A 15559-nucleotide genomic window follows, 5' to 3' on the forward strand; every position below is an offset into this window, starting at 1 on the left:
CTCGACACCCTCCGCGCGAGATGCCACTTATGAGCTCGACACGCCGACGAACGCCGTCATAAGTGGCATCTCGCGGAGGGGGGGGTCAGCGTCCCAGCACCCGCGCGTACACGCGGAGGTAGTCGTCGACCATCCGCTCGACGGCCAAGCGGCGGACGGCCGTCTCGCGGACCCGCGCGCGGTCGAGCCGGCGGGCGCGCGGCACTGCGGCGACCGCCTCCGCCGCCGAGTCGACGACGAAGCCGCTCACGCCCTCGTCGACGATCTCGGGCATCGATCCGCGCCGGTACGCGATCACGGGGGTGCCGCAGGCCATCGCCTCGACCACCGAGAGGCCGAACGGCTCGTCGAAGCCGATCGGGTGCAGCAGCGCGACCGCCGAGCCGAGCAGCGCCGCGCGCTCGGCCGGCCCGACCGAGCCGGCGTAGACCACGCGGTCGCCGTCGACGTGCGGCTCGACCTCCTCGCGCCAGTAGCGCTCGTCCTGCACGATGCCCGCGATCACGAGGCGCAGGCCCGCACCGGCGGCGATGCGCACCGCCTCCGCCGTGCCCTTGTCGGGGTGGAGGCGGCCGAGGATCACCAGGGCGTCGCCGGGCCCGTCCGAGAACGGCAGCTCCGACAGGTCGATCCCGTGGTGCACCGTCGCGACGTAGTCGAGCTCGGGCGAGCGGTCGCTCTCCGAGATCGAGACAAGATTCGCGGTCAGCGGGTGCCGCAGCGCCTCGCGGTACGCGGGCAGGATGCCCGGGCCGGAGAAGCCGTGCACCGTCGTCACCAGCGGCACCGGCCACTGCGCGGCGAGCGCCAGCGGCAGCCAGTCCAGGTGGTTGTGCACGAGGTCGAACTCCCGCGAGCGGGCGAGCGCGTGCGCGATGTGCAGCGACTCCTGCACCCGTCCGTCGGCGCCGGTCTCGGCGTAGCCCTCCGGCACGACACTCGAGAGCCGGCCCGCGGTCTCGGAGTCGCCGGTCGCGAACAGCGTCACGTCCACCCCGCGGCGCACCAGGCCCTCGGTGAGCAGGCTCGCCACCCGCTCCCACGGCCCGTAGTGCCGCGGCGGGGTGCGCCAGGCGACGGGCGCGAGCATCCCGACGCGCAGTCCGCTCAGCACGGGCGTCACGCCGCGGCCGCCTGCGCGAGCTCCGCGCGGCGGACGACGAGCGAGGTGTGCAGGGCGGCGATGGTCGACTCCGCGCCCCGGTTCTCGTTGCGGCCGGTCGGCGTCAGGCCGTCGTAGCCGGCGCCGGTGACCGGGTCGATCATCACGGTCCCGGAGTCGTTGACGCCCCGGAACCAGGCCCAGCACGCGGCCAGGCCGTCGCGCCAGAGCGGGTCCTCCTCGATCGTCAGCGCGCGGGCGCAGGCGGCCGCGAGCGCCGCGACCTCGATCGGCTGCTGGTCGAAGAGCGCGCCCGTCTCGCCGGGGCCGCGGCCGGCGACTCCGCAGACCGACAGGCCGTTCTCGCCGGTCTCGAGCGCGAGCAGGAACGCCAGCTGCCGGAAGCCGCGGGTGAGCAGCACGGGGTCGCCGAGAGCCGCGCCGGCCGCGAGCAGCGCCTCCGGGACGCAGCCGTTCGCGTAGCGCAGCCGCGGCTCGGGCCAGGGCCAGTCGGCCTCGGTGATCGGGAGCAGCGGCGTGATCGGGAGCAGCGGCGCCTGGTGCAGCAGCGCCGAGCCGTCCGCGACGAGCTGCGCGGCGGCGGCGCTCTCCGGATGCGCCTCGAGCACCTCGACCGCGCCGAGCACGGCGGAGGTCATCGCACGCAGGTGCGGCGAGCGCCGCTCGGCGAGGCGCAGGAACAGCCGCATCCCGCGGTGCCGGCTGAGCGGCAGCTCCGCCCGCGCCGCGACGACGCCGGCGGCCCAGACGGCGCGGCCCCACCAGTCGCCGAGCGACGGCTCCTCCGGGGAGTCGCCGTCGGCCGACACGCGGTTCCGCACCGTGCCGTCCGCGGCGCTCGCGCGCTCGAGGAAGCGCAGGTACTGCTCGGTCAGCCGCCGCGTCACCTCGGACTGCTCCGGCTCCTGCGCCACCACGATCAGCGCGCGCGCCACGTCGTCGACGCAGTAGCCGTGCTCCCGCCGCGGCACGTCGAGCAGCGCGTGCTCGAAGAGCCCGCCCGCGTCGGTGAGCGCGTCGAGGTGGGAGTAGGGGAGCGCGGTCGAGAGGACCGGCGCCGTGCCGTCCGCTCGGGAGGTCACGCCGCGCGCTCCACCCGGAGGTGCTCGACCAGGTCCAGGTAGCGGCCGGCCGCGGCGGGCCAGGACAGCGCCTCCGAGGGCAGGCCAGTGGCGGGCAGCTCCGTGGCGGACGGCCCCGTGGCGTCGGACGCGGCCCCCGCGACCCCGGCGAGCACCTCCCGCAGCGCGTCGGCCATCGCCGCCGGGTCCTCGTGCGCGACGGTGCGGCCGCGCGGCGCGGTCAGCAGCTCGAGCGCGTGCGGGAACGCGGTCGCGACGACCGAGCGCCCCGCGGCGAGCGCCTCCACCAGCACGCCGGAGGTGACCTGGTTGCGGGAGTCGTAGGGGAGCAGCACCGCGTCGGCCTCCGCGACCGCGGCGGCGAGCTGGGCCGGGTCGAGGTAGCGGCCGTCGAGGACGACCCGGTCCCCGAGACCGAGCTCGGCGACGAGCGCGGCGAGCGACTCGCGGTACGCCTCCCCGTGCGAGGCGACGACCTTCGGGTGCGTCTGCCCGTAGACCGTGTAGCGGGCGTCCACGCCGGCGTCGCGCAGGAGCGCCGTGGCGCGGATCCCCCACTCGATGCCCTTGCCTGGGCCGATCAGGCCCCAGGTGATGACCTGCGGGGTGGCGCCGGAGCCGGCGTGCGGCGCGGTGCGCTCGGCGCCGCCCGTCCAGACCGGCACGCCGTGGGCGATGACGCCGACCTTGCGGGTGTCGACGGAGTAGCGGCGCTCGAGGATCTCGGCGGCGACGGCCGTCATCACCACGACCGCGTCGGCGAGGTCGGCGACCCGCTCCAGCACCGAGCGCTGGGAGTCGCTGGGCGTCCCGAGGACGGTGTGCAGGACGACGATCGCCGGGACCGTGAGCCGCTCCATCAGCGCGAGGACCTCGTCGCCGTCCGGGCCGCCGTAGATGCCGTACTCGTGCTGGACCACGGCGACGTCGCTGCGGCTGAGCTCCGCCGCGGCGTGCGCGATGCTCGCCGGGTCGCCCGCGACGAGCTCGGCGACGACACTGCGGCCGACGGCCGAGCCGGGGACGGCGAGCTCGTCCATCACCCGGACGGTGCGGATCGTCGCGCCGTGCTCCGCGGCCAGCGCGTCGCCGAGCGACTGGGCGAAGGTGGCGAGGCCGCAGCGGGTCGGCGGGAAGGTCGAGAGCATCCCGACGACGGCGCCGCCGCCGTGCGCGAAGGGGAGGTGCTGCGTGGGGGTGAGGGGGTGCGCCATGTTGACTCCAGCCGCGGTCGTGCGGCCTCGGGGAGTGGCCGCGAACGGGCGAGGCGACTGCCGGCCGGCACCCCTCGCGGGATCGCGGCGTGCGGATCCGGTCCATCGCCGGCGGACCGGTCCTGAGTGTCGTCACCCTAGAGGGGGTGGATGAACATCCAGGGTCGACGTCGTTCGCGGCCGTCGAGATGCCACTTGTGCACGCTTTTCACGGCGTGTCGCGTGCACAAGTGGCATCTCGCGGCGGGGGTCAGATCCGCGCGGGTGTCAGGGCGGTGGCCACCAGGGCGGCGCAGAGGAGGGCGATCGCCGTCAGAACCGCGGCGACGCCCAGGGGCGCGGTCAGGAGGGGGGTCGCCAGCACCGCGAGAGCAGCGGGCAGGACGAGGGCGGCGCGGAGCGGGCGGCCCTCGTCGAGCGGCAGGTGCACGGCCCACAGCATCACCAGGAAGGCGGCGACCGGCACGGCGACCGCGGCGCCGATCACGGTGTCGCTCGCCTCCAGGTGCCCGGCCGTCGCCGCGACCGCCGACTCGAGGCCGGCGCCCAGGCCGCCGAGCGCCGCGAAGATCACGAAGTGCGCGTACCCCCAGCGGAAGGAGAGGTCGCGCCGCCGCTCGAGCAGCTCGCCCGAGGGGTGCAGGAACGACAGCCACCACAGCGCGAAGACGATCACCAGCGCGCAGGCCGCGACGACCACGAGCGACAGGCTCACCCCCGACTCCGTCACCGCCTGCTGCACCCCGTTCACGGCGGCGAGCACGCCCTCGCCGAGCAGGATGATCGTGAACAGCCCATAGCGCTCCGCGATGTGGTGCGGGTGCCAGCTCGACTCGCCCGCCCGCAGCGCCCAGAGCGGCACGGCCAGCTCGAGCAGCGCCAGCACGACGAAGCTCACCACTCCGTACTCCTCCGGCAGCAGGAGCCGCAGCAGCCAGCCGACCTGCACGATCGAGAACCCGCCCGCGCTGCGCAGCGCCGAGACCCGCTGCTCCGGCGTCGACACCGCGACCCGCAGCCACTGGCTCACCAGCGCGAACCGCATGATCGCGTAGCCGACGGTGATCGCCGTGAAGTCGCCCTCCTCGAACGCGGTCGGCACGCCCGCCGCGAGCACGAGCACCCCGCCCATCTGCGCGAGCGTGAGCAGGCGGTAGGGCACGTCGTCGGTGTCGTAGCCGGAGGCGAACCAGGTGAAGTTCATCCAGGCCCACCAGATCGCGAAGAACACCATCGCGAAGGGGAGGACCGTCTCGCCGAGGTGCCCCTCCTCCGTCGCATGCGCGAGCTGCGCGGCGATCTGCGCGATCGCGACGACGAAGGTCAGGTCCACGAGCAGCTCGAGCGGCGACGACACCCGGTGCGGCTCGTCGACGGCGCGCGGGCGCATCCGGACGCGGAGGAGGGTCATGCGCTCATCCTGCACCCGCGTGCCCCGCCGCCGCGCTGCCGTACTCTGCTGCCATGCATCGAGGGGCGGTCGTGCGGTGGGGGCGCGTCTACTTCGCCGTGCAGGCGCTCGGCGGGGCGGCCTGGTGGCTGGCGGTCGCTCTCGTCCCGGCGGTGCGGCTGGCGACGCTCGGCCCGCTCGATCCGGTGCCGGTCGCCGTGCTCGATCTGCCGCTCTTCGTCGGCGCCTCCGCCCTGGCGGCGCTCGGACTCCGCTGGGCGGCGTGGACCGCGACCGTCTGGACCCTGCTCGTCACCGTCGCGCTCGCCGTCGTTGCGACGGTCACCGGCGAGGCCGGCTGGGGCGTCCTCCTGATGCTCGCCGCGTCCGGCGGCTCGGTCGCGGCGCTCTGCCTGCTGACGCTCGGGCGCATCCCGACGCGCTGGCTCGCCTCCGGGCCGTTCGCGTTCCGGCTCGCCGCCCGCGGCCGGACGCCGCTCGCGCACCTCGCGGCGACGCTCGGGCAGATCGCGGTGTTCTGGGGCGGCGCGCTCGTCGTGATCCCGCTGGTCGTCGCGGCGCTGGAGTCGCGCTGGGGGCTCGCCGTCGCGTTCCCGGAGCCGCTGCGCACGGTCGGGCTCGCGCTGCTCGTGCTCGCGAGCGCGCTCGGGCTGTGGTCGGGGGCGACGATGTCGCTGCTCGGCGACGGGACCCCGCTGCCCGTCGCGATGACGAACCGCCTCGTGATCGCCGGACCCTACCGCTGGGTGCGCAACCCGATGGCGGTCGCGGGGATCGGCCAGGGCGTCGCGGTCGGGCTGCTGCTGTCCTCCTGGCTGGTCGTCGTCTACGCGCTGCTGGGCGCGCTGGTGTGGAATCTCGCGGTGCGCCCGCTCGAGGAGGCGGACCTCGAGGCGCGGTTCGGCGCCGAGTTCCGGCGCTACCGCGACGCCGTGCGGTGCTGGCTGCCGGGGCGTCCGGTGCCCGGCGCGCGCTGAGTGCCGCCCGCCTACGATGGTCCGGATGACGATCGACAGGGCGACCGCCACCTCCGAGCGCGGAACGACTCCGCCCGGAAGCGACCGCTCCGTCCTCGCCCGCCGCGCTGTCCTCCTCCGCCGGATCGGCCTCGGCCTCGCGCTCGTCGCGGCCGCCGCGCTCCTCCGGGTCCTCTCGCCCGACGCCGCCGGCGACGTGCTCTCCGACGCCGTCCGCGACTTCCTCACCCTCGCGATCAGCGTCGTCATCGAGTCGCTGCCGTTCGTCTTCCTCGGCATCGTGCTCTCGATCGCCGTGCAGCTCTGGGTGCCGGAGGCGGTGCTGCTGCGGATCCTGCCGAAGCGCGCCCTGCCGCGCCGCCTGGTGATCTCGCTGCTCGGCGTGCTGCTGCCGGTCTGCGAGTGCGGCAACGTGCCGCTCGCCCGCGGGCTGATCGTGAAGGGCCTGTCCGTCTCGGAGTCGATGACGTTCCTGCTCGCGGCGCCGATCGTGAACCCGATCACGATCATCACGACCTACCAGGCCTTCGGCTGGGCCGACGGGATCCTGGTCTGGCGCATCGTCGGCGGCTTCGTGATCGCGAACCTGGTCGGCTGGATCTTCAGCCGGCACACCGACCCGATGGCGCTGCTGACGCCGCGGTTCCGCGCGGCCTGCGAGGCGGGCGAGCGGCCCTCCCGCACCGTGCGCGCCAAGGCCCGCCGCAGCGTGCTGCTCTTCGCGGAGGAGACCGGCGCGATGCTGCCGGCGCTGTTCGTCGGCGCCGCGATCGCCGGACTCATCCAGGTCGGCGTCTCGCGCGACGTGCTGACCACCCTCGGCGGCGACCCGCTCTGGTCGGTGCTCGCGCTGATGGTCCTCGCGTTCGTGATCTCGATCTGCTCCAACGTCGACGCGTTCTTCGTGCTCTCCTTCGGCTCGACCTTCCTGCCCGGCGGCATCATCGCCTTCCTCGTCTTCGGCCCGATGATCGACATCAAGATGCTCGCGCTGCTGCGCACCACCTTCTCCGCGCGCACGCTCGTGCGGATCACCGCGCTGGTCGGCCTCGCCGCCGCGGTCCTCGGCCTGGCGGTGAACTATGCGCTCTGAGCGCCTGCTCGCCCGCTGGAAGGGCGTCGTCCTCAGCCTGATCGGCGTCGTCTCGACGCTCTGGCTCGCGGCGACCGGCCGGCTCGGCCTCTACATCCACCCGCGCTACTTCGAGTTCTCGGTGATCCTCGCGGCGGTCGCGGCGGTGCTGCTGATCTGCGCGTTCGCGATCGTGCCGGGGGCGGAGGAGGACGACGGGCACGCGGAGGACCACCTCCACGAGCACGCCCCGCGCCGCCGCGGGCGGGCCGGACTCGCCGCGCTCGGGAGCCTCGCGGTGATCGCCTGCGCCGCCGTCGCGCTGCTGGTCGTGCCGCCCGCCGCGCTGACCGCCTCGACCGCGACCCAGCGCGAGGTCAACACCAGCGCCGTCGACGCCTCGGTCACCGCGCAGGCGCCCACCGGCGACACCGCGTCCTTCACCGTCCGCGACTGGGCGACCCTCCTGCGCCAGGGCGCGAGCGAGCAGTTCCTGGCCGGCCGCACCGCGACGGTCAGCGGCTTCGTCACCCCCGACGCGAGCGACCCCGAGAACGTCTTCTACGTCGCCCGCTTCATCGTCACCTGCTGCGCCGTCGACGCGCAGCCGGTCGGCGTGCCGATCCACCAGCCGGGCTGGGCCGACACCTGGACCGAGGGCGAGTGGCTCGAGGTGACCGGCGGCTTCGGGGCGAACCCGAGCGTCACCAGCGCCGAGGCGGTCGTCCTCGAGCCCGACGTCGTGACGCCGATCGACGAGCCGGCGATGCCCTATGTCTACTGAGCGCCGGGGCGGGGAGCGCGCGTTCTCCCGCGTCTTCTGGAGCGCCACCGCCGTCCTCGTCCTCGCCGTCGGCGGCCTCACCGCCGCCACGATCGCCAAGGGCCCGCGCGTCGCCTCGCTCGAGGTGAGCACGTCGGGCGTCGTCGAGCGCGACGGCGGCCGCGCCCGCGTGCACCTCGACCAGGCGATCGAGCACGACGCCCTCGACCGCGTCCGCGTCACTCCGGAGACGCCGCACACCGCCGAGCTCGAGGGCGGCGTGCTCACCGTGACCTTCGCCGGCACCCTCCGCTACGCCACCGAGTACGAGATCGCGATCGACGACGCGCGGGGCACCGCGACCGGCGCCGAGTCCGACCTCGCCGCCGCCTTCACCACCAAGGACCCTGACCTCTACACGCTCGACCGCACCGCGGACGATCCCGCCCAGCCCGACGCGATCCGGGTGCGCCCGCTCTCCGGCGGCGACACCCGCGTCCTCTACACGGCGGACCGGATCCAGGACTACGCCGTCGTCGGCCCGGTGCTCGTCGTCGTGACGCTCGAGCCCGACGACACCACCCTCATCCGCACGCTGACCCTCGACACCGGTTCCGAGGGCGTGATCCCGCTGCCCGGCCCCGGCGTCGTCCGCGAGCTGCACGCGTCGCCCGAGAAGGGTGTGCTCGGCTGGACCTTCACCGGCTCCGCGCCCACCGGCCCGCTCGACCGCGCGCTCTACGCCTACGACCTCACCGACCAGAAGGCGGAGGCCGTGCCGATCACCGGCATCGACGGCGGCCCGCTGCGCGCGACCGACTGGATGTTCGTCCCCGGCACCACCTCCGTCATCACCCACTCCCTCGACGACACCGTGCTGCTCGTCGACCTGCTGACCCCCGGCACCATCAGCCCGCTCGGCCAGCACGCCGAGCTGCGCGGCTTCGTCCCCGGCGCGAACCGGCTGGTCGTCGCCGACCCCGACTCCGGCTCCGTGATCGACCTCGCCGACGGCTCCGTCGAGACGCTCGCCCTGCCGCCCGCCAACGTCGGCCCGACCACCTCGCCGGTGCAGCTGCTGCTCCTCGACTCCGACAGCTACCTCGAGCTCGAGGCCGACTACTCGCCTGAGACCGGCACCGCCCAGTACTCCGTCGTCCGCGTCGACGCGAGCGGCACCACCGAGATCTTCCGCACCTCGCCGACCGGCCGGATCCGCGGCGTCTGCCTCTCGCCCAACGGCCAGTTCGCCGCCGTCGAGGCCGTCTCCGCCGAGGGCGTCCCCGACGACTACCCCGACGTCCCCGGCTTCAGTGCCACCTCGACCGTCCTCGTCGACCTCGGCACCGGCGACACCTCCCGCAGCGTCAACGGCGTCTCCCGCGACTGGTGCGCGTAGCCGCCCCCTGCTGGCCGAGCAGCCCCGCGGCGCTGTGGGCGAAAGAATGCGGCGGCAATTCCTCCCATGCTGGTCGAGTAGCCCCGAAGGGGCGTATCGAGACCCACCCTCGTCAGCAGGCCGGCCCTGCAGACTCAGGTCCTGACGCGGGTGGATCTCGATACGCCCACTCCGCGGGCTACTCGATCAGCATGAGCACCGCGCGTCGACCGCCTGCCTGCCGGTCGAGCAGCCGCGCGACGCGGCCCCCCATGCTGGTCGAGTAGCCCCGAAGGGGCGTATCGAGACCCACCCACCCTGAGGACGCGGCGGCGGACGACATGCTGGTCGAGTAGCCGCGCCGGGGCGTATCGAGATCGACCCATCCGGAGGACGCGGCGGCGGACAACATGCTGGTCGAGTAGCCCCGAAGGGGCGTATCGAGACCCGCCCTCGTCAGCGGGGTGGTTCTGCAGACCCCTGTTCTGACGCCGGTGGATCTCGATGCACCCGCTCCGCAGCCCGGCACGCCGAATCCGCCCGTACTGACGTGCCGAAGCCGCTTTCACGTGCCGGACTTCGGTGCCGCCGACTTCCGGCTCGTAGATCCACCCCCGGCACGCCGAAATCCGGGATTCTGACGTGCCGAAGCCGCTTTGACGTGCCGGACTTCGGTGCCGCCGACCTCCGGCTCGCGGATCCGTCTCCGGCACGCCGAATCCGCCCGCTCCGGCGTGCCGGAGCTGATCTCACGTGCCGAGCGTCGGCGCCGTGGACCTTCGGCTCGCGAATTCGTCCCCGGCTCGCCGCATCCGACGATTCCGGCGTGCCCGAGCCCGTTTCACGTGCCGGACTTCGGTGCCGCAGACCTTTGGCTCGCGGATCCACCTCCGGCACGTCGAATCCGCCCGCTCCGGCGTGCCGGAGCCGGTTTCACGTGCCCGACTTCAAGGCCGCCGCGTCGAGCCACGCCGGCAGCCGTGCGTCCTTCCACCGCAGCGCCGGCCGCTCCACCAGCCACCACGAGGCCACCGCGAGCAGGAGCGTCACCGCCACGACGAGCGCCAGGTTCGCCGCCGTCGGCAGCCGCCCCAGCACCTCGAGCACGAGCTGCTGCACCGGATAGCTCCACAGGTACAGCCCGTAGGAGAAGTCGCCGAACCGCGCCGCCCGCCGCAGCACCGGCAGCGATCCGGTGCCCGCGACGATCACGAGCACCGGCAGCGCGACCCACAGCGCGACCTGCTGCAGCGGAGTCCCGGCCGCGAGGAGCAGCACCGCGAGCGACACGACGCCGGCCGGCCAGCGCAGCCACACGGCCGGCACCAGCAGCCGCACCGCCGAGGCCGCCGCGAAGAACGCGCAGAGCTCCGCGGAGGACCCGATCGCCCCGCCGATCCCGGTCGCCACCGCGAGCCCGACGAGCGCCACCACCGCCAGCACCCCGCGAGCCCGCCCCCGCCCCGGCACCCACCGCAGCGCCAGCACCCCGAGGTAGCAGCAGAACTCCACCCCGAGCGTCCAGAGCGACCCGTTCACCGCCGGCCGCGCGTGCACCGCCGAGTCGAAGACGCCCGGCAGCTCGTACTGCGCCAGCAGCGGCACGTTGAGCGCATAGGCCCAGGTCTGCGGCGAGGAGAAGTACGCCCCGACCGGCAGCGACGACACCAGCGGCCCCAGCGCGAGCATGCTCACCGCGACCACGACGATCAGCGCCGGGAAGATCCGCAGCACCCGGTGCCAGAGGAACCGCCCCGCGCTCGGCGCCCGCTCCATGCTCCCCGCGATCAGGAACCCGCTGACGCAGAAGAACACCGAGACGCCGAGCGAGTGCACGGGCAGCCCGAGCAGCCGCGGCGCCGGCTCGCCGAGCAGCACGGCGCCGTGGCCGACGACGACCATCAGCGCGGCGACCAGCCGCAGGGCGTCGAAGTCGTTGCCGCGCGCAGTCACGCCCTCACCGTAGAGGGCGCGAGCGACACCGCGAGCATCAGTCGAAGCGCATCCCCTCCGGCCGCGGCGGCAGCACGAACAGGATCAGCAGGAACACCGCGCCCGCGATCGGGATGAACAGCGCGAAGATCCACATTCCGCTGTGGTTCACGTCGTGCAGCCGTCGCCAGATCAGCGCGAGCGAGGGCACCAGCGTGCCGAGCGCGATCGCCCCCGCGAGCACGGCCACCCACGGCGTCGCGAAGTCCAGCTCGCCCGAGCGGAACGGCGTGAACGACAGCTGCAGCCCCGGCTCCGAGCCGTCGAGCAGCTGCAGCGCGACGTTCAGCAGGGTCCCGGCGAGGATGATCCACCAGTACTCCGCGCGGCTCGCCCTGCCGCGGAAGCGTGCGTACTGCGAGAAGAAGCGCCGGATCGCGGCGAGCGGAGGAGCACCGTAGTACGGCTGGCCGGGGACGGGGATCGTGCTCTGACTCATGCGCTTCACGCTATCCCGCACTCGTCGGGCAGTTCGTCGTCCGCGGGGAGGAGGCGCCTCGCCCTAGCGGACCGCCGCGGCCTGCTCGCGTCGCACCGCGCTCGTCGCCCGCGCCTCGACGACCAGGCTCACCACGAGCCCGACCGCGATCATCACGATCGCCACCCACGGCAGCAGGTCGAGTCCGCTCAGGTCGATGGTCAGCCCGCCGACGATCGCGCCGCCGCCGATGCCGATGTTGAACGCGGTCGTCTGCAGCGCCGCGGCGAGGCTGCGCAGCTGGAACGAGGAGGTGCGCAGCATCCGCGTCTGCAGCATCGCCGGGATGCCGCCGAACGCGATGTTCCAGACGATCGCCGCGACGACGATCGCGACCGTGGCCTGCGACCCGGCGGCCAGCCCGAGCGCGACCAGCGCGAGCACCACGGCCACCGCCGCGACCACGAAGCCGGAGCGCGGGAAGCGGTCGGTCGCGAAGCCGGCGAGCACGAGGCCCACCGCGCCCGCGCCGCCGAACGCGAAGAGGAGGAGCGGCACGCTGTCAGGCGAGAACGACGCGTTCTCGAGCCACGGCGTGACGTAGGTCGAGAGCGTGTTCTGGCCGATCAGCACCAGCAGGATGACGACGCAGACGCCGACGATGCGCGGCAGGCTGCGGTCCTTGCGGGCGGGCAACCGGATCTCGCCCGTGCGCAGCGGGATGCTGTGGTCCACCGCGGGCAGGAACTTCACCACGAGCAGCGCCAGCAGCAGCACGATCGCGCCGAGGATCGCGAACGTCGGACGCCAGCCGAACGCGTGGCCGAGCGCGGTGCCCACCGGCACGCCGAGGACGAAGGCCGCCGAGCCGCCGCCGGCCGTGATCGCGGTCGCCCGGCCGAGGTGCTCCGGAGCGACGAGGTGCGCCGAGTAGGCGGCGACGATCGCCCAGAACAGTCCGTGCGCGAGCCCGCCGAGGATGCGCGCGCCGACCAGCAGCGCGAAGGTCGGCGCGAGCGCGGCCAGCACGTTCGCCACCGCGATCGTGCACAGCGCGACGAGGAGCAGGCTCTTCCGCGAGAACCGCTGCGTCACCAGCGTCAGCGGCGTCGTCGCGATGACGACGGTCGCCGCGAAGATCGTCACCAGCTGACCGGTCAGCGGGATGCTCACGCCGAGGTCCCGCGACATGTCCGGGATGAGGCCGGTCGGCAGGAACTCGCTGGTCACCGAGACGAAGACGGCGCCGGCGAGCGTGAGCAGGCCGATCCAGGGGAAGGCGGCGGGGCTCGCGGTCGTGCGGGGGCTGGTGGTCTTGCTGGTGCGCGGAGGGGTGTTCACGGTGTCCTGAGGGAGGTGGGGCGGGCGGCGACCATCAAGCCTCGCACGCCCCGGCCCCCCTCAGGTGTCCGGGGGATTACTTCGCGACGGTGCTGTTCTTCACGGCCCGCTACTTCACGACCGTCTTGGCCGCGCTGGTCTTGCTCAGCGTCGTGTAGCCCGCCTTCGTGCCGGTGACCGTCACCGTGACCGCCTTGCCCGCGTCCGCCGACACCGTCTTGTAGGTCGCGGACGTCGCGCCCGAGATCGCCGTGCCGCCGCGCTTCCACTGGTAGCTCAGCGTGACGGGGGCCGGCGTCCAGGTGCCCGGCACCGCGGTGAGGGTCTGGCCGACCTTCGCGGTCCCGGTGATCGTCGGGGTCGCGCCGGTGAGGACGCCCCCGGTGACGAGTGCGGTGGTGGCGCTGGTCTTGGTGGCGGGGGAGTAGCCGGTCTTCGTGGAGGTGACGGAGACGGTGATCGTGGCGCCGGCGTCCGAGGCCTTGAGCACGTACGTCTTCGCGGTGGCCCCGGAGATGTAGGAGCCGCCGTTCTTCTTCCACTGGTACGTCAGCGTCGTCCCGGCGTCCCACGTGCCGGGGTTGGCGGTGAGGGTCGAGCCGACCTTCGTCGTCCCGGTGATCGTCGGGGTGGGCATCAGCGTCTGCAGCGCCGCCTTCGCGGTGACCGCGGCGCTGGTCTTCGTGACCGCGGTGTAGCCGGACTTGGTGCCGGTGACGGCGACGGAGATCGCCGCGCCGGCGTCGGCCGCGACGAGCGTGTAGGTGGTCGCGGTCGCGCCGCTGATCGCGGTGCCGTTGCGCTGCCACTGGTAGGCCAGCGTGACGGGCGAGGGCGTCCAGGTCCCGGGAACGGCGGTGAGCTTCTGCCCGACGGTCGCGGTGCCGGTGATGGTCGGCGTGGCTCCCGTGATGACCGCGCCGTTGGTGACGGCCGCGGTCGTCGCGCTGGTCTTGGTCGCGGGGGAGTAGCCGGTCTTGGTGCCGGTGACGCTCACGGTCAGCGTCGCTCCGGCGTCGGAGGCCTTGAGGACGTAGGTCTTCGCGGTGGCCCCGGAGATGTAGGTGCCGCCGTTCTTCTTCCACTGGTAGCTCAGCGTCACGCCGGAGTCCCAGGTGCCCGGGTTCGCGGTGAGCGTCGACCCGACGGTCGTGCTGCCGGTGATCGTCGGCGTCGGCATGAGCGTCTGCAGCGGCAGGCCGATCTGGGTGGCCGAGCTGGTGCGGGTCGCGGTCGTGTACCCGTACTTCGTGCCGGTGACGCTGACGGTGAGCGCGGTCCCGGAGTCCGCGGAGACGACGACGTAGCTGCTGCCCGTGGCGCCGGCGATCGCGGTCCCGTTGCGCTTCCACTGGTACGCCAGCTCGACGGGCGCGGGACCCCAGTTGCCCGGGTTCGCGGTGAGCGTCCCGCCGATCGCGGCGGACCCGGTCACGGTCGGCACCGAGTTCGTGAGCGAGCCCGCGGTGACGGTGACAGCGGCGCTGGTGCGCGAGGCCGTCGCGTACCCGGCCTTGGTGCCGGTGACCTGCACGGTGATCGCATTGCCGAGATCCCACTGCGAGACGACGTACTGAGGGCCGGTCGCGTCACTGATCGGTGAGCCGTTGCTCAGCCACTGGTAGCTCAGCGCCACCGGTGACGGGCCCCAGGTGCCGGGAACCGCGGTCAGCGTGTCGCCGGCGGTCGCCGAGCCGCTGATGGTCGGCGTCGGCGCGGTGAGGGTGCCGACGTTCGCGAGCGTCAGAACGAAGTCGCCCTTGTTGAAGTCGAAGTTGGACACCTGGAGGAAGTAGGTCTCCCCCGCCTGCACGGCGAAGCTCGTGTTGGCCCGGTCGAAGGAGTAGTCGTATTCGCCCGTGCTGCCCGTCTCGGTGTACTGGTACGGGCAGGCGAGCATGGCGCCAGGAGTGACGCCATCGGACTCGTAGACCCCGAGATTCACGGGAGAGAAGCTGTCGCCGAGGTCGGCCTGGACACTTCCGGTGGCGGATGCGCGGTACTTGTACCAGACGGAGCCCATGAAGGGGTTGTACTCGCAGCCCGAGTAGGGCTCGTACCAGTTGTTGTCGATCTTCGCCGTTGACCCTTGGACCGTCGCGGGGATGCTCGAGATGACGGACGCCGACGAGTAGGTGGTGTTCGGGATGGCCGCACTGGCGGAGAGGAAGAACTCGGCGTTCGCGGGCTCCCCGGTTTCGGTCGAGTAGTAGTCGACGCTGACTTGGAAGTAATAGGTCTTCCCGGCCTCTGCCTGCACGTGGTTGCGTTCGCGGTATCCGACCTCGGTGCAGCTGATACGGGTCGCATCGGTGATCGGCCCATCGACGAAGGCGCTCACGATCGTCGATGAACCGCCGAAGGTCAGAGTCTGCCTCTTCGTCGAGACGTACTTGTACCAGGTCGATCCGTATCCGTAGGTGAAGAACTCCGAGTAGTCGGGGTCGGTCGTGCGACAGGTGGAGTCCTCACCGTCGGACAGCGTCGCGCCCGCATAAGGGGCGATGGTCGAGAACGGCAGGGTCGTCACTGCGGTCGCGTTCTCGCGCAGGTCGTTCGCCGGAGGAGTCGCGGCGACCAGCGCGCGCGGCTCGGCGGCCTGCGGCGCGGCCTGGCGAGCGGCCGATTTGTCCGTGTGCCACTGGCCGGAGGTCTCCGAGACCGGCGCGGCCGAGGGCGCGGCTTCCGCCGCCACAGCCGCCGGTGCGACCAGCAGCCCGAAGCCGACCGCGAGGGCGGTGGCGAGGGCGAGGGCCCGCGCGCGGGCGGGACGGTGTTCGGGCATGAC

General features: G+C 73.2%; 13 protein-coding genes. 4 read left to right on the forward strand and 9 right to left on the reverse strand.

What is annotated here, in order from left to right; genetic code table 11:
* Positions 1–85 precede the first annotated feature (85 nt).
* From EDF36_RS02230 to EDF36_RS02245, 4 genes are all read right to left on the reverse strand, one after another.
* Positions 86–1123 carry a glycosyltransferase family 4 protein gene (locus tag EDF36_RS02230; RefSeq protein ID WP_260300484.1) on the reverse strand — a complete coding sequence of 346 codons (1038 nt, stop codon included), beginning with the start codon at positions 1121–1123 and terminating at the stop codon, positions 86–88.
* A complete protein-coding gene (locus tag EDF36_RS02235; protein ID WP_123731724.1) occupies positions 1120–2205 on the reverse strand; it encodes a glycosyltransferase in 1086 nt (361 codons plus the stop codon). Before EDF36_RS02235 ends, EDF36_RS02230 begins: the two co-directional genes overlap by 4 nt.
* Complete coding sequence (locus EDF36_RS02240) at positions 2202–3419, reverse strand: glycosyltransferase (protein WP_123731725.1); 1218 nt, start codon at positions 3417–3419, stop codon at positions 2202–2204. The genes EDF36_RS02235 and EDF36_RS02240 overlap by 4 nt, the downstream gene beginning before the upstream one ends.
* 250 nt (positions 3420–3669) lie before the next feature.
* Entirely contained in the window at positions 3670–4830 is a 1161-nt protein-coding gene (locus EDF36_RS02245; RefSeq protein ID WP_221181588.1) for a low temperature requirement protein A, read from the reverse strand.
* Positions 4831–4883: 53 nt separating this feature from the next.
* On the opposite strand from EDF36_RS02245, the gene EDF36_RS02250 reads away from it, so the two are divergent.
* From EDF36_RS02250 to EDF36_RS02265, 4 genes are read left to right on the forward strand one after another with little or no spacing between them, the layout of a single operon-like run.
* Complete coding sequence (locus EDF36_RS02250; RefSeq protein WP_123731726.1) at positions 4884–5807, forward strand: isoprenylcysteine carboxylmethyltransferase family protein; 924 nt, start codon at positions 4884–4886, stop codon at positions 5805–5807.
* A gap of 25 nt (positions 5808–5832) precedes the next feature.
* On the forward strand, positions 5833–6900 hold the full coding sequence (locus tag EDF36_RS02255) for a permease (protein ID WP_123731727.1): 1068 nt from the start codon (positions 5833–5835) through the stop codon (positions 6898–6900).
* Positions 6890–7663 (forward strand): TIGR03943 family putative permease subunit, encoded by a 774-nt coding sequence (locus tag EDF36_RS02260; RefSeq protein WP_123731728.1) that lies wholly within the window; start codon positions 6890–6892, stop codon positions 7661–7663. Before EDF36_RS02255 ends, EDF36_RS02260 begins: the two co-directional genes overlap by 11 nt.
* The gene (locus EDF36_RS02265) at positions 7653–9041 is read left to right on the forward strand and encodes a hypothetical protein (RefSeq protein ID WP_123731729.1); all 1389 of its coding nucleotides are present in this window, start codon (positions 7653–7655) and stop codon (positions 9039–9041) included. Before EDF36_RS02260 ends, EDF36_RS02265 begins: the two co-directional genes overlap by 11 nt.
* Positions 9042–9219: 178 nt before the next feature.
* Here EDF36_RS02265 and EDF36_RS02270 read toward each other — a convergent pair whose 3' ends face one another.
* The 5 genes from EDF36_RS02270 to EDF36_RS21100 form a co-directional block, all read right to left on the reverse strand.
* Positions 9220–9432, reverse strand: coding sequence for a hypothetical protein (locus EDF36_RS02270; RefSeq protein WP_123731730.1), 213 nt, complete (start codon positions 9430–9432; stop codon positions 9220–9222).
* Positions 9433–9953: 521 nt separating this feature from the next.
* Positions 9954–10973: an acyltransferase gene (locus EDF36_RS02275; protein ID WP_123731731.1), complete on the reverse strand. Its 1020-nt coding sequence runs from the start codon at positions 10971–10973 to the stop codon at positions 9954–9956.
* A gap of 37 nt (positions 10974–11010) precedes the next feature.
* Positions 11011–11451, reverse strand: coding sequence for a DUF805 domain-containing protein (locus EDF36_RS02280; RefSeq protein WP_148059950.1), 441 nt, complete (start codon positions 11449–11451; stop codon positions 11011–11013).
* A gap of 63 nt (positions 11452–11514) precedes the next feature.
* On the reverse strand, positions 11515–12771 hold the full coding sequence (locus EDF36_RS02285; RefSeq protein WP_123731733.1) for an MFS transporter: 1257 nt from the start codon (positions 12769–12771) through the stop codon (positions 11515–11517).
* Between the two features lie 109 nt (positions 12772–12880).
* Complete coding sequence (locus tag EDF36_RS21100) at positions 12881–15556, reverse strand: hypothetical protein (protein WP_185020334.1); 2676 nt, start codon at positions 15554–15556, stop codon at positions 12881–12883.
* Positions 15557–15559: the final 3 nt, after the last annotated feature.

The organism is Rathayibacter sp. PhB152, from assembly GCF_003751395.1.
Taxonomy (GTDB): Bacteria; Actinomycetota; Actinomycetes; order Actinomycetales; family Microbacteriaceae; genus Rathayibacter; species Rathayibacter festucae.

Bases quoted from the DNA above. Each gene is read 5' to 3' on its own strand.
- EDF36_RS02240 (WP_123731725.1), bottom strand. From the start codon at position 3,419: ATGGCGCACCCCCTCACCCCCACGCAGCACCTCCCCTTCGCGCACGGC.
- EDF36_RS02245 (WP_221181588.1), bottom strand. From the start codon at position 4,830: ATGACCCTCCTCCGCGTCCGGATGCGCCCGCGCGCCGTCGACGAGCCG.
- EDF36_RS02250 (WP_123731726.1), top strand. From the start codon at position 4,884: ATGCATCGAGGGGCGGTCGTGCGGTGGGGGCGCGTCTACTTCGCCGTG.
- EDF36_RS02255 (WP_123731727.1), top strand. From the start codon at position 5,833: ATGACGATCGACAGGGCGACCGCCACCTCCGAGCGCGGAACGACTCCG.
- EDF36_RS02260 (WP_123731728.1), top strand. From the start codon at position 6,890: ATGCGCTCTGAGCGCCTGCTCGCCCGCTGGAAGGGCGTCGTCCTCAGC.
- EDF36_RS02265 (WP_123731729.1), top strand. From the start codon at position 7,653: ATGTCTACTGAGCGCCGGGGCGGGGAGCGCGCGTTCTCCCGCGTCTTC.
- EDF36_RS02270 (WP_123731730.1), bottom strand. From the start codon at position 9,432: ATGTTGTCCGCCGCCGCGTCCTCCGGATGGGTCGATCTCGATACGCCC.
- EDF36_RS02280 (WP_148059950.1), bottom strand. From the start codon at position 11,451: ATGAGTCAGAGCACGATCCCCGTCCCCGGCCAGCCGTACTACGGTGCT.
- EDF36_RS21100 (WP_185020334.1), bottom strand. From the start codon at position 15,556: ATGCCCGAACACCGTCCCGCCCGCGCGCGGGCCCTCGCCCTCGCCACC.